Raw genomic sequence first — 17,976 nt, 5'->3', positions numbered from 1 at the left:
CGCAGACCCAGGAGTGAGGCGAGGGCCGGCTGGACGCCGAGCGCGGCCGGCCGCTCGCCCGTGCGGGCCCGGCCCGCGAACGCCTCACGTGAACCTCGGCCTGTACGTCCCCTGACCTGTACGTCCCCGACGCCCACCGCGACCCGCACCGGACCGGGATCCGGTGGCGCTGATCGCGGAGGGGGTTCGCGCGCCGAGTTCCGGCCGTCGGCCCCGACCGGGGGATGAATCTCGGCCACGTACGGGAGTTCCTGGGCGAGAGCCTCCTCGCGGACGCCTGACCTTCCGCCCGGGTTGTACGCAATAAGGCCGATTGACCCGGTGGCCGATGGTGCGTTTGCCTCGGACGGAGCCCTTGGCGCGGGGCCGGGGGCGAAGCGTCCACGGGGATCACTGGGGGGAACATGTCCAACGTCGTACGTGTGTCCAGAGGCTCGTTAGGTGCGGTGCTGTTGCTCGCGCTCGCCGGAGCCGCCGTTCCGAGTGCCGCAGCGGCACCGCACGCACCGCACGCTCACGCACCGCACACGCCGCGCGTCGAACGGGTCAGCACCGCCGCCGACGGCAACCAGGCCGACGGGCCGTCCGACGGTGCCGCGATCAGCGCCGACGGCCGGTCCGTCGCGTTCACGTCGAGGGCGGCGAGCCTGGGCTGCGCGCAGTTCACGTGCCTGCGGGTGAAGGACCTGGCCACGGGCGGGCTCACCGCGATAGACCTCGGCCCCGGCTACACGTACGGCTCGCCCACGATGAGCGCGGACGGGCGGTTCGTCGGGTTCTCCGCGGGCACCCGGTTCGCGGCTCCCTACGTCCACGACCGGGTCACGGGCCGCTCCGAGCGGCTGTGGCCGCAAGACCCGCCCGGCTCCGCGGAGTTGGGCGGCATGCAGGCGATCAGCCCGGACGGCACCCACGTCGTGTACACCGTCGGCAACCGCAACGGCCCGCAGGGCACCCGGCTGTTGTACGTCCGCGACACGGCCACCGGCACCGACGAGCTCGTCTCGCCGGCCGAGGAGGGTGCGAAGCGCGGGGCCTCGGTGAGCGGCGACGGCCGGCGGGTCGCCTACCAGGTCGCGGGATCCGAGGACGACCCGAACGACGTCTTCGTCAAGGACCGGGCGACGGGCGAGCGGACCCAGGCCGACGCGGGCCTAGGCCAGGGCTCACTGGTCCGCATCACCGAGGACGGCCACCGCGTCCTCTTCGAGGCCGAGGGCCGGCTGTACGCCTACGACCTCCGCACGGGCGACAGACGGCCCGTGGCCGAGGGGAGCGTCTCCGCGGTCACGGCGGACGGCCGGTACGCCGTCGTCGCGGGCGAGGACGGCAGGCGGGTGCGCGACCTGCGGACGGGGGCGCGCGGGGCCGTCCTGCCGTCGGACGCCCAGATCATGCCGGACGCGCTCGCCGCCAAGGGGCGGGCGGTCGCGTTCGGTTCGAGGGCGTCCCACCTGGTGCCGGGTGACACCAACGGGGAGGCGGACGTGTTCGTCTTCTCGGGCGGGCTGCGGGCACACCCGGCCCCGATGCCGTCCGTCACCGAGCGGGTCAGCCTCACGGCGACCGGGCAGCAGCGGCCCGGGGCGTCGTACGAACCGGTGATGGGTGAGGACAAGGTCGTCGCCTTCACCTCACGGGGGAGCGTCGACCCCCAGGACACGGACGTGTTCGTCCACGCGGCCGGCGGCATCGCCCAGGTCGACTCCACCGCCCAGGGTCCCTCGCACGAGGGCACACCCTGTTCCAGCGGGCGCATGGTCGGCTACGTGGCCCCTTCCGGCACCGACGGCGGCCCGGAGATCCACATCCGCAACCGCTCGGTCGGCAAGCTGACCACCCTGGGCTCCTACCAGGGCGTCCGTTTCACCTGGACGGGACAGCCCGGCGTGGACCCCAGCTGCCAGTGGATCACCTACGCCGCCACCCTGCCCGCGACCGACGCGGACCCCTCGCCCCAGCCCCGCGTCTACCGCTTCAAGTTCAACGGCGGCACCACGGACGTGGTCAGCGAGCCCTCGGGCAGGGCGGCGGGCAACCCGTCGATCAACCACGACGGCCGGTACGTCGCCTTCGAGCAGGGCGGCGACGTCTACGTCCGTGACCTGGACACCGGCGATCTGGAGAAGGCCGGCGACCGCTCCTCGGCGCCGTCCATCAGCGCGGACGGCCGCCGGGTCGCCTTCCAGCGGGGCGGCGAGGTCCACGTCCGCGACCTCGACACCGGGACCACGACCCGGATCAGGGGCGCGCAGCCCTCGCTCGCCGGGAACGGCGCGTTCGTCGCGTACACCGCACGCGGCGCCGTCCACCTGACGGAACTCGCCACCGGGAAGCGGCAGTTGATCAGCGTCGACCGCTGGGGCGGCCGTAACGACCTCCCGGCCCGGCACCCCTCCGTCAACGCCGACGGCACGGTCGTCGCGTTCGAGTCGGCGTCACCCGATCTGGTGGAGGGGGACACCAACGGGGTGGCGGACGTCTTCCTGCGGACAGTGCAATGACCGTACGGCGGTCACGCCGAACGACCGGTTCACGACGATCAGCCGGACCACAGCGAACGATCGGTTCACGACGATCAACCGGACCACAGCGAACGACCGGATCACGACGATCAACCGGATCACGCCCGACGACCAGATCACAGCGAACGACCACGGGGGATTGACCATGCACAGGCACAACGGGGGAACAACCATGCGCACGAAGAAGCACCGCGCCGCCTTGGCGGCCACCGTCGTCGCGGCCACCGCGGCCCTGGCGCTCACCGGATCCACGGCGGGCGCGGCACCCGGCGCCCCGCACACGGAGAAGGCGAGCGTGGCCCCGGACGGCACGGACGGCAACGGCGCCTCCAGCGGACAGAGTCTGAGCGCGAACGGCCACTACCTGGCCTTCGTCTCCGACGCCGACAACCTCGTCGCGGGCGACTCCGACGGCACCGCCGACGCCTTCGTGCGGGACCTGAGGACCGGCACCACCCGCCTGGCGAGCACCGGGGAGGACGGCGGTTCGGGGGGCGGTCACGTCCTGGACGTCTCCCTGAGCGCCGACGGCCGCCATCTGGCGTTCACCTCCAACCCCACCTACGACACCGCCGACAACCACGTCTTCGTCAAGGACCTCAAGACCGGCGCCCTCCAGCGGATCGACGACGCCCTCGCCACGGGCTACGGCGCCGCGAGCAGCCCCGCCCTCAGCGCCGACGGCCGCTATGTCGCCCTCGTCGCCCTGCGCACGGGAGACGCGCCGGCGGGGGACGGCTCGAACCGGGTCTACCGCGTCGACCGCGTGACCGGCGACGCCGTCCGGATCAGCCAGGTGCCCGGCGAGAACGCCTGGAAGTCCGCCGCCGCCCGCCCGTCCATCAGCGCGGACGGCAGCCGGGTCGGCTACCAGTTCCTCGTCCCGCACCCCGCCCGGGGTGACTGGAGCGACGCGTACGTGCGTGACGTGCCGAGCGGCGAGCTGTTCCAGGCCGACCAGGCACCGCAGGGCACGACCTCAGACGGGCAGACGGAGTTTCCGCAGGTCAGCGCCGACGGCCGGTACGCGGTCTTCAACTCGCTGGACTCGCAGCTGACCCCGGGCGACACCAACAACGGGCACAACGCCTTCGTCCGCGACCTGAGGACGGGTCAGGTGCGCCGGATCGACGCCGCCGACCCGGCCGCCTCCACCGCCTATCCCCGGCTCAGCGCCGACAGCCGCTACCTCGTGTTCGGTTCGTCCGACCCCGCCGACCCGAACCACGCGCGTCAGGCGTACGTGCGCGATCTGCGCACCGGACACACCGTGCTCGCCAGCCCCTCGGTGCAGGGCGGCCCGAGCGGCTCCTACGGGGTGTCCTTCCCGGTCATCGACCGGCACGGCCGCCAGGTCGCCTTCAGCAGCAGCGCCGCGGACCTCGTGCCCGGTGACTCCCACGACACCACGCACGTCTTCGTCCGGCACCTGCGGTGATCAACCGAGTGCTCGCATCCTGAGACGGACGGTGAGCACGGGGACGGTCTGTGCCAGACTGCCTCCGTGCTCTCGTTCGCCACGATTATTGGCAGCAGGCGCGCCGGTCCGCAGTGACCGCCACGTACGACCAGGTACGGGCGGACACCGTCGTCCTCGACCCGCGCGCAGACCTCTCGCACCCGCGAGAGGTTTTTCGCTTTTCTGGCCCACCCGCAGCCGGAGGCGAGAGCGCGAGGGACTATGTGGGGACGGTGGAGCCGGTCATTCCGGTAAAGACCGAGATCCAATCCTCAGGAGCCTTGAGACCATGACCGCAACCAGCGAGCTCGACGATTCGTTCCACGTCTTCGACACCACCCTGCGCGACGGCGCGCAGCGGGAGGGGATCAACCTCACCGTCGCGGACAAGCTGGCCATCGCACGGCACCTGGACGACTTCGGCGTGGGCTTCATCGAGGGCGGCTGGCCCGGCGCCAACCCGCGCGACACCGAGTTCTTCGCCCGCGCCCGACAGGAGATCGACTTCAAGCACGCCAAGCTGGTCGCCTTCGGCGCCACCCGCCGGGCCGGCGCCAAGGCCGCCGAGGACCCCCAGGTCAAGGCACTCCTGGACGCGGGCGCCGACGTGATCACCCTGGTGGCCAAGTCGCACGACCGGCACGTGGAGCTCGCCCTGCGCACCACGCTGGACGAGAACCTGGAGATGGTCCGCGACACGGTCTCCCACCTCAAGGCGCAGGGCCGCCGAGTCTTCGTCGACTGCGAGCACTTCTTCGACGGCTACCGTCAGAACGCCGAGTACGCGAAGGCGGTCGTACGGGCCGCGTCCGAGGCCGGCGCCGACGTGGTCATCCTCTGCGACACCAACGGCGGCATGCTCCCGGCCCAGATCCAGGCGGTCGTCTCCACGGTCCTCGCCGACACCGGTGCCCGCCTCGGCATCCACGCCCAGGACGACACCGGCTGCGCGGTCGCCAACACCCTGGCCGCGGTGGACGCGGGCGCGACCCACGTCCAGTGCACGGCCAACGGCTACGGCGAGCGGGTCGGCAACGCCAACCTGTTCCCGGTGGTGGCGGCCCTGGAGCTGAAGTACGGCAAGAAGGTGCTGCCCGACGGCAAGCTGCGCGAGATGACCCGCATCTCGCACGCGATCGCCGAGGTCGTGAACCTCACCCCGTCCACGCACCAGCCGTACGTCGGTGTCTCCGCCTTCGCCCACAAGGCGGGCCTGCACGCGTCCGCCATCAAGGTCGACCCCGACCTGTACCAGCACATCGACCCCGAGCAGGTCGGCAACACCATGCGGATGCTGGTCTCCGACATGGCGGGCCGCGCGTCGATCGAGCTCAAGGGCAAGGAACTCGGCATCGACCTGGGCGGCGACCGCGAGCTGGTCGGCCGGGTGGTCGAGCGGGTCAAGGAGCGTGAACTCAAGGGCTACACCTACGAAGCCGCCGACGCCTCCTTCGAACTCCTGCTGCGCGCCGAGGTGGAGGGCAAGCCCCTCAAGTACTTCGAGGTCGAGTCCTGGCGTGCGATCGTCGAGGACCGCCCGGACGGCACCCACGCCAACGAGGCCACCGTCAAGCTCTGGGCCAAGAGCGAGCGCATCGTCGCCACCGCCGAGGGCAACGGCCCGGTCAACGCCCTCGACCGCACCCTGCGCGTCGCCCTGGAGCGCATCTACCCCCAGCTCGCAAAGCTCGAGCTCGTCGACTACAAGGTCCGCATCCTCGAAGGCGTCCACGGCACGCAGTCCACGACCCGCGTCCTGATCTCCACGTCCGACGGGGCGGGGGAGTGGTCGACGGTGGGCGTCGCCGAGAACGTGATCGCGGCGTCCTGGCAGGCGCTGGAGGACGCGTACACCTACGGGCTGCTCCGGGCCGGGGTGGCGCCGGCGGAGTAGGACGATGTCCTGACGGCGCAGACGGACGCACAAGGGTGGTGGCCGGCGGAGCTGTGACGGCCGTGCGGTGTTCGCCGCGATCGTCTTCGCCGCCGCCACCGGCCGCGCCGGAGCCTCGTCGTACAAAGCGGTGGCCACCCGAGAATCATGTCAGTAGCCTTGCGTCATTTGCTCCTTACAGACGGAGGGCCTCTCGCATGACCACCTCGTTCGCCCGCCCCGCGCCGCCGTACTACGCAGTGATCATCACCGCGCGGCCGGCCGCGGATCTCGAAGGCTACGCGGCGATGAGCGAGCGCATGGCCGCGCTCGGTGAGGCGCAGCCCGGCTACCTCGGCCGCGAGTCGCTGACGGACGAGAACGGCCGGGACCTCACCGTCATCTACTACGCGGACGAGGCGTCGATAGCGGCGTGGAAGGCCCACCCCGAACATCTCGAAGCCCAGCGGCTCGGACGTGAACGCTGGTACTCCTCCTACAGCGTGGAAGTCGCGCGGGTGGAGCGGGCCTACGCCTTCAGCCGCGACTGAGGGGCGGTGGGGAATCCTGTGGGGGATCCCTCGCGGGCCTGTCGCGCGGCCTGAAGTCCGCATGCGCACGCATGTCCGATAGCTGCGTTTTCGGGTACTTTCGAGGTATGAAGGCCGCGACACCGACCCGAGGCGCGACCGGACTGCTGGTCGCGCTGACGCTCGCCGTCCTGACCGCGATGGCGGTCCTGACGGCGGGCGCCCCGCGCGCCTCCGCGGCCACGAGTCTGACGGCGGTCGCCGAAGCCCTGCGCGAAAGCCCCGTCTACGTCGATCCGGCCGCGTCGGCGCAGTTGTCCTCCGCGGACGCCGACGCGCTGGCGAAGCAGATCGAGGACGCGGACAAGCCCCTGTTCGTGGCGGTCCTGCCCGCCGACCAGCCCACCGACAACCTGCTGCGGAACCTGCGCACCGCCACCGGCGTGACCGGCCTGTACGCGGTCCGGGTAGGCGACCGTTTCGACGCCGGTGCCGACTCCTCCGTCCTCTCGAACGCCGCCGTGCGCAACCTGGTCGGCAGTGTCGAGGGCGAGCGCGACGCCAAGACCCAGCTCGGCGACTTCACCGACCAGGCCCTCCCCGGCATGGGCGGCTCGGCGCCCGCGTCCTGGGACTCCGCCGACAGCGGCGGCGGGGTCTCCACCACGGCCCTGATCACCGTCGGCGCGGTCCTGGTGGCCGGCGGTGGGGGCGCGTACGCGCTGGTGCGGCGCAACCGGCGCCGGCACGAGGAGGAGCAGCGGGCCGCGCTGGAGAAGCTGCGGGTCGTGGTCGACGAGGACATCACCGCGTTCGGCGAGGAACTGGACCGTCTCGACTTCCATCCCGGGGAGCCCGGCGCGGACGACGCCATGCGGGCGGACTACGAGCAGGCGCTGGACGCCTACGACAAGGGGAAGACGTACATGGCCCAGGCGGCGAGACCGGAGGACGTCCGGGCCGTCACCCAGGCCATCGAGGACGGCCGCTTCTCGCTCGCCAGGCTCGCCGCCCGCCGTGAGGGAGCGCCGCTGCCCGACCGTCGCTCGCCCTGCTTCTTCGACCCGCGCCACGGCCCGTCCGTCGCCGACGCCACCTGGACGCCGGTGGGCTCAGCCCCGCGTGAGGTCCCGGTCTGCGCGGCCGACCGGACCCGCCTCGCCGACGGCCGCGACCCGGTGATCCGCGAGGTCGACACCGAACAGGGCCGTCGCCCCTACTGGGAGGCGGGCCCGGCCTACGGTCCCTGGGCGGGCGGCTACTTCGGCGGCGGCATCCTGCCCGGCCTCCTCATCGGCACGATGCTCGGCGGCATGATGGCCACCCCGGCCTACGCCTCCGACTACGGCTCCGGCTACGGCGACTTCGGCGGCTACGAAGGCGGCGACGTCTCCGGCGCGAACTTCGACTCCGGCGACTTCAGCGGCGGTTTCGGCGGAGGAGGGGACTTCGGGGGCGGCGGGGACTTCGGCGGGGGATTCTGAGGGACGGGCCAGGGCCGAGGGGGCGAGAACGCCGACACGGGCCCGGCGCAAGGAGCACCGGACCCGCGGACGTGGGTGTGGGGCGAGCCGGGCGTCAGAGCGACGACGCGGCCGAGGCGATCGCGGAGGCGAAGGTGGAGACCTCGGTGTAGACGCCGGGCGCGTTGGGCCGGGCGCAGCCTATGCCCCAGCTGACGATGCCGACCTGGATCCAGGCGTTGGCGCTGTCGCGGCGGAACATCGGGCCACCGGAGTCGCCCTGGCAGGTGTCGACGCCGCCGGCGGTGTAGCCCGCGCAGATCTCCTCGCCGGGGATCAGACCGCTGTAGCCGCTGTAGGAACGGCAGGTGGCGTCGCTGACGAACGGCACGTTGGCCTTGAGCAGGTAGCGCTGCTGGGAACCGCCCTCGGTGGCCGCGCCCCATCCGGCGACGGTGAAGGTGCCGGTGTTGTACTGCGTGGTCGTGGCGATCTTCAGCGTCGGCAGGTTGATGGGCGAGGCGAGCTTGATGAGCGCCCAGTCCTTGCCGTCACCGTTGTAGCCGGGCGCCCGGTAGACGTAGGTCGACCGGACCTGGACGCGTCCGCTGGTGGACTGCAGGTCCGCGACGCCCGCGGTGGCCGTGATGCTGGTGTTGCGGCCGGTCGAGCCCACACAGTGCGCGGCCGTGAGCACGATCTGCTGGGTGTAGAGCGCGCCGCCGCAGCCCATGGAGAGCCGGACCATGAACGGGAACTCGCCCTGCGCGGCGCGGGTTCCGCCCACTACGGGCGCGGGGGCGGCGTTGGCCGCCGAGACGGGCTGAAGGCTGGCGATCGCGAGGGCGGCGGCGCCGACGGCCGCGCATCTCTTGAGTGCCGTGAGGAGTCTCTTCACCGTGATGCCTTCCGTGGGGGGTGGACCTGGGGTCGTGCAACACGTGCGGACGTAACGCGAGATGGAAAATTGACGTGCGCATGCCAATTATGCGAACAAAGAAGCGCGTACTCGCTGGCATGGGCAGGTCAATCTGTTGCTGGATTATGAGAACGCTGTGACCGCCCGCACAAGGGGTGCGATTCAGCCACGCGCGGCGCGCTCGGCGGCCGCGTGCCACCACCCGGGCGGCGAGGGCCCGTCGACGACAGATGACGGCCGACTCGGATGCAGCCCGAGCCGCCGGAGTGCCTCGGCTCGCGCCGGTCTCACACGAGGTAGTGCCGGTCCAGGCTCTTGGGTGCGATGGCCGGGTAGGACAGGAGGCGGCGCCGGGGCGCGGGAGCCGGCGGTTCCGTGGGCGCCGGGACGAGTTCACGCAGGAGGGGGTCGACCGTCATCGCCCTCGGGGTGAAGGAGACGCCGTGTTTCCTCGCCGCGGCCTCCAGGTGGTAGACCACGCCCTCGTGGACGACGTTCTCCGCCCGGGTCGCCAGATAGACGAACCCGGGATCGATCTCGCGCAGCAGTGACGTCGGGATCCGCGCGGGCAGGGCCAGCGCGTAGTAGCGCGGCCAGTCCCGCAGCCGGTGGCGTTCCAGCCAGGAGCGGCCGAAGGGCCGGAGGCTGGTGAACATGGCGAAGGCCCACTCCAGCTTCACCCCGGTCACGACCAGGAGGAAGTTCACGGTGAACGCGAGGGCGACCATGCCGTGGACGAGCGTCACCTGTCCGTCGGCAGGGGCCGGGCCGTGGCCGCGGGACAGCACGGCGACCGCGCACAGGCCGCCGTAGACCGCGCCCTGGTAGGCGTCCTTGACCAGCCAGCTGAGGGACCGGCGGCCGGTGGCGGTCCGCCCCGCGGCCAGGGCGAGCAGGCCGGCGAGCAGGGCCGCGGACCAGATGGCCGAAGGGCTGCCGGAAACGTCGATCCGGCCGACGGGGGAGAACGCCGTGACCCAGAGCGTCATGGCGACGACGGAGAAGGGGAAGTTCCCCGAGACACCGAAGGCCAGATGCATCAGGATCGCGAGCCACAGGCTCCCGCGCTCCCCGCCGGGCACCAGGAGCAGCACGCCGGCGGCGAACTCGGAGACGATCACCAACGGCGGGACGGCCCGCAGCAGCCCGGGGTGGACCGGCACCTTGAGCAGGCGGAAGTAGTGCGCGGTGACGACCCGGCCCGCGCTCCGTTCGGTGAACAGGTACTCGTCGTTCACCTTCAGCACCGCCGCGGTCAGATACACGCCCGCGAGGAAATCCCGTGCGACAAAAGGGTGTAGGCCCACCGGAGTGAACGCCATGACCGCCGCGGCCACCGCGCCGAGCCAGGAATGGTCCGAAAGGCGCCGGTGCGTCGAAAGCATCCAGTAAAACGCGAGGGCGACGGCTGCGGCGCGTCCGGCGAGAGAAGGGACGGTGACGGACGTCAGGAGGGCCAGTGGGAGAGCGGCCACTTGGCCGAAAATCACCGCCGGGCGCGGCAGTCGTATACCGAATACCGGGGCGAAATGGTGCCCGATGCCCGAGAAACCGTACTCCCAGTGTCTGTTGACCTGGTGAAAGAGAAGACCGGCCACGACCAGGGTCATGGGTGTGGTCTGGAAAGTCATTCCGAGTCCCCCGTGGATTACGTGCCATGACTCCGATGCCCTCTTCGGGATCCTGCACTCCGGCTTTGCGAGGCGTCAAGAGCGCCTCGGTAAACGCAATGAACCGTCTTCGGCCCGTGTGCCGGAACAGTCGACCAAGCCCGCCAAATGTGGCTCTGACCTGGGCTTTCACAGAAACTTCCGAAAGGTCGACGCTCTTGGTTGACCGCGGAATGGCAAATTCCGGCCCAAGGGGAGCTGGTCGATATCCTCTTCCCAGGCAAAGGACTTTCAACGTTGGTTAATACCCCTCCCCGAGGTGAGCGGGCGTCGTTGTAGCGTGCAGTCGGCGCCAAGAGGTGCTGGCACTTCCCACCGATAGCGATTGGGAGAAATCCATGGCTGAGGTCATTGTCGAGACGGCCAGTGACGTCGAGGAGCTCACCGGTGAGGACTTCGAGGGTCTGTTCGCCGACAGCCCGCTGATCATCACCGACAGCGAAGTCCGCGACTGACGATGTCGCATCAACCGGTTCGTGTTGTTCGGACCGGCTGAATCGGTTCGACCGGCACGCCGTTGAAAAAGGGGGAAGGGCATGGCGGTTCATGTGTATGTCGGGCCGTCGTGCCCTGAACCTCTCGTAAGAAAGAAACACCCGGAATTCGTCCTGCACAGCCCTGTCCGGCACGGTGACCTCTTCACGGGCGCGCTCCGCGCGGGGGATGTCGCCGTCATCGTGGACGGGATCTACCACCACCGTCTGGCCTTGCGGCACAAGGAGATCCTCGACGCGCTGGAGCGGGGGATCACGGTCCTCGGGGCGGCCAGCATCGGCGCCCTGCGCGCCGCCGAACTCGACCGGTTCGGCATGATCGGCGTCGGCCGCGTCTACCACTGGTACCGCACGGGCGTCTTCGACGGGGACGACGCGGTGAGCGTCGCGCACAGCGAGACCGGTCCACCGGCCGGGATCAACGTCCCTCTCGTCAACGTGTACGGGGCCGTCCTGGCCGCGTGCGACGCGGGCGTCCTGCGGCGCGAGGCGAGCCGGTCCCTGATGACCCGGCTGGAGCGCGAGTACTACCCGCTGCGCACCTCACAACGGGTACGCGCCATCGCCGCGGAGTGCGGCGAGCCCGGCTTCGCCGACTGGTACGGCGAGCGCGTCGCCGCCGACCCCGGTGCCTTCGACCAGAAGCGGAAGGACGCCCTCGAAAGCCTCGCCCTCGCCGGACGACTCGACGACGAGGCCCGGGAGAAGCGACACGGCGACGGGGCACGGGCCGGGCGACCAGGCACCGCCGCGCCCGCCGCGCCCGCCGCGCCCGCCACGCACTCCCCGCCGTCTCCCGGCGAGCGGGACTGGCACACCGAGTACCACCGCCGCTGGCGCAACAGGTTCGCGAGCGCGGCCGGCGACCTGCACCACCGGCTGGCCTACCAGCAGATCTTCGACGCCCGGTTCCCCGACGTGTGGTGGGACTACCTGAACGGCTCGCCCGACCCGGCCCTCCCGGCAGCCGCGGCCGGGTTCCGCGGACACGTACGGCGGCAACTCGGCCCCGCCGCCGCCCGCTGGCTCGACGACCCCGTGCTGCGGAGCCGGGTCACCGCCGTGCTGTGTCCGCTCCCCGACCTGGCCGATCCGCACCAGGCCGGGCTCCTGCTGCGGCGCGAGTCCGCACAGGACCGCGACCGGGTCGCCGAGTGGCTCGCACGGACCCGGCAGCACCTGGACGCCCACCCGGAGCGCAGCCTCGGTCAGATCGGAGAGGCGGTCTGTACCCGCCTGCTCACGCGGACCTGGGGCGTCGGAGCCGGCGAGGACCTGTCCGCGGAGTGCGGCAGGCGAGGGTTCCCCTCGCCGCGCCAGGCAGCCCGGGCCCTGCGCCCCTTCGCCATCGGATACCTGTCGGCCCTGAAGGAGGCGCACACGAGCGAGGGGCGCGGCCATGTCTAAGGTCCGGCTGCCGGGCACCCACCGCGCGGTGCCCCCGGAGATCACCTGGGCGCGGCTGGAGCCCCGGCTGCGCCGCTACGGCATCACCCGGGTCGCCGACGTCACCCGACTGGACAACATCGGCATCCCGGTGTTCCTCGCCGTACGGCCCGACTCGGAGACCCTCGCCGTGTCCCAGGGCAAGGGCGCCTCGCCGATCCTCGCGAAGCTCTCCGCGGTCATGGAGTCCGTCGAGCTGTGGCACGCCGAACGGCCGTCCGCCGAGGTCTTCGTCGCCCCGGCCGGCGACCTCGACCTGCCGTACGCCCTGACCGATCTGAACCTCCGTACGACGCAGGACTGGGTCAAGGAGCTCGAGCTGCCCTGGGTCGCGGCACGGTCACTCGCCGACGACCGGCCCGTGCCGGTTCCGCTCGACCTCGTCCGGCTCTCCTACAGCGGGGAACACTTCTGGCGCCCACGCCTCTTCCAGACCAGCAGCACCGGGCTGGCATCCGGCAACACGTTCGCCGAGGCGTGTCTGCACGGGATCTACGAGGCGGTCGAACGCGACGTGCTGGCGGCCCACCCGTCCCGCACCGGCCCGGGGCGCCTCAGGGTGAACCCGGCGTCGCTCCGGGACGGGCACCTGCGCGCCCTGGCCCGCCAACTCACCGACGCGGGCGTCCGGTTCGAGATCACGTGTATCCCGAACCGGTTCCGGATACCGACGTTCGCCGCGTTCGTGTGGTCCCCGCTCTTTCCCATCGTGTGCGCCGGTTCCGGCACCCACACGGACCCGGACGTCGCGGTGTCCCGTGCGCTGACCGAAGCCGTGCAGAGCCGGCTGACCGAGATCAGCGCGACCCGGGACGACATCCCGTCGGACCAGGACACCGCCCGGGACGCCAGTACGGATCCCGGCTTCCACCCGCACGCGGACGGGCTGGACATCGCCGACGCCCTGCGGGGCCACGGCGGCGACCACGAGGACATGGAACAGGAACTGGCCGCGGTCGTACGGAGGCTGACGGACGTCACCGGCCACGTCCCCCTCGTGGTCCGGCTGTCCGGGCCGTCCGAGCCGTTCAGCGTCGTGCGGGTGGTCTGCCCGGGACTCCGCTACGCGGAGGGACGCACGCTCTCCCCCTGAACGCCACCGCCCTTGCCACGCCCGACCAGTGATGCGAGGTTCGCCAGTGAAGATCCGACGGGGCAGTTTCCGACACTCGCGAGGCTATGTCCTCGAGTACGAGGTGACCGAGCCCGAGGCCGTCACCAGCCCCTATCTGCACATCCTCTTCCACGGTTTCAGCCGGATCGAGAAACACGTGCCGCCGGTGTTCGCGCGCAAGCAGTGGGAACAGGCGGCCGGGTCCGTGTGCGTGTCCTTCTCCGACCCCATCCACCGCTTCACCCCCACCTCGTGCTGCGGCTGGTTCCTGCTCGGCGAGGAGGAGTTCGCACCGAGGATGTACGAGCTGCGCGCCGCCCTGCTGGAACGTCACGGGCTCGGCGGCACCGTCTGGCACGGACTGTCGTCCGGCGGGTACGCCGCGCTCAAGCACTGCGTGCGGGCCGGTGGTGACGACCTCGCGTTCGTCGTCTCGCCGCACAACGACCCCACCGTCCTGCCGCAGTGGGAACGCGAGGCCGCTCCGTTCGCCGGGCTGCCCGGCATGGCCGCACCCGAGACCATGACCGACATCATCCGGGACTGGGCGGCACCCGGCAGCGGCCGCTGTCTGCACGCGCTGGTGTCGGAGAAGGACTCCTACTTCGCGCTGGAGCACCTGCGCCCGATCATGCGGAGCCTCAAGGGCCACGACAGTGCCCGGGCCGCCATGCTCCGGGACGGCCGGGGCCACGGCTTCATCAAGGACGCCGACTACGACTCCCGGCTCCGGCAGGCGATCCGCCACTGGGAGACCCACCGGGACCGGCGTTCCGCCACGGTGGCGAGCACCTCCGAATGACGACCGCACCGCATCAGCGTGAGGAGTACGCAGTGTCCGACGTAGAGGTCATCCTCTCGACGCCGCTCGCCCGGTTCGCGGACGGCGAGACCAGGTTCCGCGTGCCCGCCGGCACCTTCCAGGAGGTCATCGACGAGGTGTACGAGCGCCATCCGGCGCTGCGTACACGCGTGGCGGACAGCTCCGGGGCGCTGCTTCCCTTCGTCAGCGTCTACGTCGGCGAGGACAACATCCGCGACCTGGGCTCGCCGGACGTCGCGGTGGCACCCCGCAGCACCGTGATGATCATGTCGGCGGTGGCCGGTGGCTAGCCCGCGAACCCACCGGACGATCCGCGCGGCCGCGGTCGACGACGCCGCGGCCGTCCAGGAGCTCTACGGATTCGGCGACGTGCAGGAGTTCACCGACCGGCTGGCGGACCGGCGTACCGCACCCGGCACCACGCACTACGTCGCCGAGCGGGACGGCCAGGTCGTCGCCGCCTTCGCGGTCACCGCCCTCGGCCGGCTGCGGCCCGGGGGCCGGCGCCGGCTGATGCTCCACGAGATCAAGCTCCGGCCGAGCCTGCGGGGCGCCGGAGTCGCCGAGGACATCCTGGACTGGCTGGCCGCGAGCCGTGCCGTCGGCACCGAGACGGAGCTGCTGGCACTCGCCCCACTGGACCAACAGCCGGCCGGCTTCGCCGAGTTCGGCCTCACCGAGTCACATCGGGCCTTCAAGCGGCCCGTCCCGGACGGGGGCGCACGGACATGACGGTCCAGCAGACCACGGCGCACGGCGCGGAGTTCGCGCACTGGCTGGCCGGGCTGCGGTCCTGGGCGGGCAAGGGCCCGGGCGAGTCGACCGCCTGGCGCGAGGCGGCCGCCCAGGGACTGTTGTCCCTGGCGGTTCCCGAGACCGCGGGCGGCGCCGGTGCCGGCTACGAGGCGGCCTGTCTGGCCCTGGAGGCATTCGCCGAGGAGAGCGGGCTGAGCGGGCTGCCCTTCTCCATGGCCGCCCAGATGTGGGCGTGCCAGGAACCGATCCTCGAGTTCGGCAGCCAGGCCCAGCACTCCGGGTACCTCACGCGGCTCACCTCGGGGACGGCCGTCGGCGCGTTCGCCGCGACCGAGTACGACTCGGGCTCGGACCTGCTGTCCCTGCGGACCCGCGCCGAGCGGGACGGCGAAGGCCGGTGGCGTCTGGACGGCTCCAAGACCTTCGTCACCAACGGACCGTCGGCCGATGTCTTCCTGGTCCTCGCCCGCACCGCCGAGGGCAGCGCGCTGTCCGGCCTCACCGCCTTCCTGGTCCCGCGGGGCACCCCGGGACTGCGGATCGGCAGGACGATCGAGAAGTCCGGCCTGGCGGGCGCCCAGCTCGGCTCACTGCTCCTGGACGACTGCGTGGTGGACGACGCGGACCGGCTCGGCGGCACCGGCGGCGGATTCGCCGTCCTCATGCACGCGATGCGCCACGAGCGGGCCTTCATCCTGGCGCCCACGCTGGGGCTGATGGCCAGGGCGCTGCGCCGGGCGCTCGACCACACCCGGGCACGCAGCCAGTTCGGGCAGCCGCTCAGCTCGTACGACACGATCCGCCGGCGCCTGGTGCGGATGCACCTGAGCCTGACCAGCGCCCGGGAACTGCTGTACGCCACCGCGCGGGCGGCCGACCGGGGCTCCCTCGACCACGGCCGGTCGTCCCTGACGAAACTGCACGTCAGCACGGAGTTCAACCGGTTCTGCCAGGAACTGCCGGACCTGTACGGCGGCTACGCGCTGCTGCCCGAGACGGGCGCGACCCAGCTGCTGGCCGACGCGGTGGCCAGCCGGTACTACTCCGGCACCTCCGACATGCAGATGAAGATCATCGCTGAAGGGCTGGGTTTGTGATGGCAGAAGACGTGGTGCTCAGGGCCGTGGTCGCCGCGGTCCGGGAGGTGGCGCCGGGCGCCGAGATCGTCGACGACACCCCACTGATCGCCCACCGGATCGTCGACTCCCTCTCCCTGCTCAGCCTGGTCTCGCTGCTGGAGAAGGAGCTGTCGGTCACCATCCGGGACTCGGAGATCCTCCCGGCCCACTTCGAGAGCCCGCTCGCCATCCGCGCGTTCCTGCGGACCAAGGGGTGCTGATGGCCGCCGGACACTCCCTCGCGGACGACCTGAGGTCCACCGCCGCCCGCCACGGCGACCGCCCCGCCGTCATCGACGCGGTCGTCACGCTCACGTACGCCGAACTGGACCGCATCGCCCAGCACGTCTGCGACGCACTGCGCGGCCTCGGCGTCCAGTCCGGGGACGCGGTCGTCTGGCACGGGGCGAAGTCGTCCCTCGCGGTGGCGGCCGTCCACGGGATCCTGCGGTCCGGTGCCGGCTATGTGCCGGTCGACCCGGACGGGCCCCCCGCCCGCGCCGAGCTCATCGTCGGCCGCTGCCGCCCACGGGCCCTAGTGGCCGACACCACCGCCCGCGAGCAGTGGCGCACCGTCGCCCCGGACCTTCGGTGGCAGCCCCTGCCCACGGGCTACGAGGAGGCCGGCCCGCTGTGGTGCGCGATCCCCGACGCCGCGCCCCGCGACCGGCTGGCCAACCTCGCGTACGTCCTCCACACCTCCGGCAGCACCGGCCTGCCCAAGGGCGTGGTGCACACCCACGCCAGCGCCTCGGCCTTCGTCGACTGGTCGGTCGGGGAGCTCGGCCTCACGGAACACGACGTCATCGTCAACTCCGCTCCGCTGCACTTCGACCCCACGATCCTGCACCTCTTCGGCGCCGCCCGGGTGGGCGCCGCCGTCGCCCTGATGCCCGCGTCGGCGGCGCCCTTCCCCGCCGCCTACGTCGACTTCTGCCGCCAGGTCGGCGGCACCGTCTGGTACGCCGTGACCTCGACCCTGGTCTGGCTCACCCGCCGGGGCAGGGACCTGCTCCCGGGACTGCGGTCACTGCGCGCGGCCGTCGTCGGCGGCGAGGTGCTGCAACCGGGCGACGTGAACACCCTCTTCGCGGCCCTGCCCGCAGTACGCCTGCTCAACGTGTACGGGCCGACCGAGAGCAACGTCTGCACGTTCCACGAGATCCGCGGCCCGCAGCCCGCGGACGCCGTCATCCCCATCGGCCGCGTGCTGCCCGGCGCCGAGATCACCGTCGTGGACGAGCGGCTGGAGCAGGTGGAACCCGGCCGCACCGGCCGGCTCCTGGTGCGGGGCACCATGCTGATGGAGGGCTACCTCGACCCCGAGCAGACGGCCCGCGCCTTCGTCCGCACCCCCGACGGCCGGTCGTGGTACGCCAGCGGCGACCTGGTCCGAGAGAACCCGGCCGGCGACCTGGAGTTCGTCGGCCGCGAGGACGCCCAGATCAAGTCGCGCGGCTTCCGGGTCGAACTCGGCGAGATCGAACGGCACCTGCGCGCCCTCGACGCCGTCCACGAGTGCGTAGCCGTGGCGACTCCGGACCCGGTCTTCTCCAACCTGATCACGGCCTTCGTGACCGCGGACCGCCCGGACGACGTCAGGCCGCTGCCCGAGCTGCTGCGCACCCGGCTGCCGCACTACATGATCCCGCGGCATCTCGTGCTGGTCGCGGACGGGCTGCCCCGCAACGCGAACGGCAAGGTCGACCGGAAGGCCCTGGCGGAACTGGCAGCCCGGCCGTCGCTCGCCGAGACCCCCGGCCTGACGCTCATCCGCTGACGGAAG

The 17,976-nt window shown here is 71.6% G+C and carries 15 protein-coding genes; 13 read left to right on the top strand and 2 right to left on the bottom strand.

What is annotated here, in order from left to right; translation table 11 throughout:
* The first annotated feature begins 422 nt into the window (after positions 1 to 422).
* From AQJ84_RS30070 to AQJ84_RS30045, 5 genes are all read left to right on the top strand, one after another.
* Complete coding sequence (locus tag AQJ84_RS30070; protein ID WP_037802898.1) at positions 423 to 2,504, top strand: TolB-like translocation protein; 2,082 nt, start codon at positions 423 to 425, stop codon at positions 2,502 to 2,504.
* 193 nt (positions 2,505 to 2,697) lie between these two features.
* Positions 2,698 to 3,963, top strand: coding sequence for a TolB-like translocation protein (locus AQJ84_RS30060; protein WP_107082722.1), 1,266 nt, complete (start codon positions 2,698 to 2,700; stop codon positions 3,961 to 3,963).
* A 310-nt stretch (positions 3,964 to 4,273) separates the two neighbouring features.
* Positions 4,274 to 5,878 carry a citramalate synthase gene (cimA, locus tag AQJ84_RS30055; protein WP_030040486.1) on the top strand — a complete coding sequence of 535 codons (1,605 nt, stop codon included), beginning with the start codon at positions 4,274 to 4,276 and terminating at the stop codon, positions 5,876 to 5,878.
* Positions 5,879 to 6,075: 197 nt separating this feature from the next.
* Positions 6,076 to 6,408, top strand: a complete 333-nt coding sequence (locus AQJ84_RS30050; protein WP_053191555.1) for an antibiotic biosynthesis monooxygenase family protein — start codon at positions 6,076 to 6,078, stop codon at positions 6,406 to 6,408.
* A gap of 107 nt (positions 6,409 to 6,515) precedes the next feature.
* A complete protein-coding gene (locus tag AQJ84_RS30045) occupies positions 6,516 to 7,871 on the top strand; it encodes a hypothetical protein (RefSeq protein WP_030040485.1) in 1,356 nt (451 codons plus the stop codon).
* A 94-nt stretch (positions 7,872 to 7,965) separates the two neighbouring features.
* Here the strand turns inward: AQJ84_RS30045 and AQJ84_RS30040 are convergent, their stop codons facing one another.
* Positions 7,966 to 8,748, bottom strand: coding sequence for a serine protease (locus AQJ84_RS30040; RefSeq protein ID WP_030040484.1), 783 nt, complete (start codon positions 8,746 to 8,748; stop codon positions 7,966 to 7,968).
* Positions 8,749 to 9,056: 308 nt separating this feature from the next.
* Positions 9,057 to 10,034: a hypothetical protein gene (locus tag AQJ84_RS30035; protein WP_128092268.1), complete on the bottom strand. Its 978-nt coding sequence runs from the start codon at positions 10,032 to 10,034 to the stop codon at positions 9,057 to 9,059.
* 1,082 nt (positions 10,035 to 11,116) lie between these two features.
* On the opposite strand from AQJ84_RS30035, the gene AQJ84_RS30030 reads away from it, so the two are divergent.
* From AQJ84_RS30030 to AQJ84_RS29995, 8 genes are all read left to right on the top strand, one after another.
* Positions 11,117 to 12,340 (top strand): TfuA-like protein, encoded by a 1,224-nt coding sequence (locus tag AQJ84_RS30030; protein WP_053191553.1) that lies wholly within the window; start codon positions 11,117 to 11,119, stop codon positions 12,338 to 12,340.
* The gene (locus AQJ84_RS30025) at positions 12,333 to 13,472 is read left to right on the top strand and encodes a YcaO-like family protein (RefSeq protein WP_030040480.1); all 1,140 of its coding nucleotides are present in this window, start codon (positions 12,333 to 12,335) and stop codon (positions 13,470 to 13,472) included. The genes AQJ84_RS30030 and AQJ84_RS30025 overlap by 8 nt, the downstream gene beginning before the upstream one ends.
* Positions 13,473 to 13,575: 103 nt before the next feature.
* Positions 13,576 to 14,295 (top strand): hypothetical protein, encoded by a 720-nt coding sequence (locus AQJ84_RS30020; protein WP_128092267.1) that lies wholly within the window; start codon positions 13,576 to 13,578, stop codon positions 14,293 to 14,295.
* A gap of 32 nt (positions 14,296 to 14,327) precedes the next feature.
* Entirely contained in the window at positions 14,328 to 14,606 is a 279-nt protein-coding gene (locus tag AQJ84_RS30015; protein ID WP_051869906.1) for a MoaD/ThiS family protein, read from the top strand.
* Positions 14,599 to 15,048, top strand: a complete 450-nt coding sequence (locus AQJ84_RS30010; protein WP_053191549.1) for a hypothetical protein — start codon at positions 14,599 to 14,601, stop codon at positions 15,046 to 15,048. The genes AQJ84_RS30015 and AQJ84_RS30010 overlap by 8 nt, the downstream gene beginning before the upstream one ends.
* A complete protein-coding gene (locus tag AQJ84_RS30005; RefSeq protein WP_051869904.1) occupies positions 15,045 to 16,169 on the top strand; it encodes an acyl-CoA dehydrogenase family protein in 1,125 nt (374 codons plus the stop codon). The genes AQJ84_RS30010 and AQJ84_RS30005 overlap by 4 nt, the downstream gene beginning before the upstream one ends.
* On the top strand, positions 16,169 to 16,411 hold the full coding sequence (locus AQJ84_RS30000) for a phosphopantetheine-binding protein (protein WP_030040476.1): 243 nt from the start codon (positions 16,169 to 16,171) through the stop codon (positions 16,409 to 16,411). The genes AQJ84_RS30005 and AQJ84_RS30000 overlap by 1 nt, the downstream gene beginning before the upstream one ends.
* Positions 16,411 to 17,970, top strand: coding sequence for an amino acid adenylation domain-containing protein (locus tag AQJ84_RS29995; protein WP_063753109.1), 1,560 nt, complete (start codon positions 16,411 to 16,413; stop codon positions 17,968 to 17,970). Before AQJ84_RS30000 ends, AQJ84_RS29995 begins: the two co-directional genes overlap by 1 nt.
* Positions 17,971 to 17,976: the final 6 nt, after the last annotated feature.

The organism is Streptomyces resistomycificus, from assembly GCF_001514265.1.
GTDB lineage: Bacteria > Actinomycetota > Actinomycetes > Streptomycetales > Streptomycetaceae > Streptomyces > Streptomyces resistomycificus.
This window is presented reverse-complemented; position numbering and strand designations above follow the sequence as displayed.

Excerpts from the sequence above, each read along its gene's own strand:
- AQJ84_RS30060 (WP_107082722.1), top strand. The coding sequence starts at position 2,698 with ATGCGCACGAAGAAGCACCGCGCCGCCTTGGCGGCCACCGTCGTCGCG.
- cimA (WP_030040486.1), top strand. The coding sequence starts at position 4,274 with ATGACCGCAACCAGCGAGCTCGACGATTCGTTCCACGTCTTCGACACC.
- AQJ84_RS30050 (WP_053191555.1), top strand. The coding sequence starts at position 6,076 with ATGACCACCTCGTTCGCCCGCCCCGCGCCGCCGTACTACGCAGTGATC.
- AQJ84_RS30045 (WP_030040485.1), top strand. The coding sequence starts at position 6,516 with ATGAAGGCCGCGACACCGACCCGAGGCGCGACCGGACTGCTGGTCGCG.
- AQJ84_RS30025 (WP_030040480.1), top strand. The coding sequence starts at position 12,333 with ATGTCTAAGGTCCGGCTGCCGGGCACCCACCGCGCGGTGCCCCCGGAG.
- AQJ84_RS30005 (WP_051869904.1), top strand. The coding sequence starts at position 15,045 with ATGACGGTCCAGCAGACCACGGCGCACGGCGCGGAGTTCGCGCACTGG.
- AQJ84_RS30000 (WP_030040476.1), top strand. The coding sequence starts at position 16,169 with ATGGCAGAAGACGTGGTGCTCAGGGCCGTGGTCGCCGCGGTCCGGGAG.
- AQJ84_RS29995 (WP_063753109.1), top strand. The coding sequence starts at position 16,411 with ATGGCCGCCGGACACTCCCTCGCGGACGACCTGAGGTCCACCGCCGCC.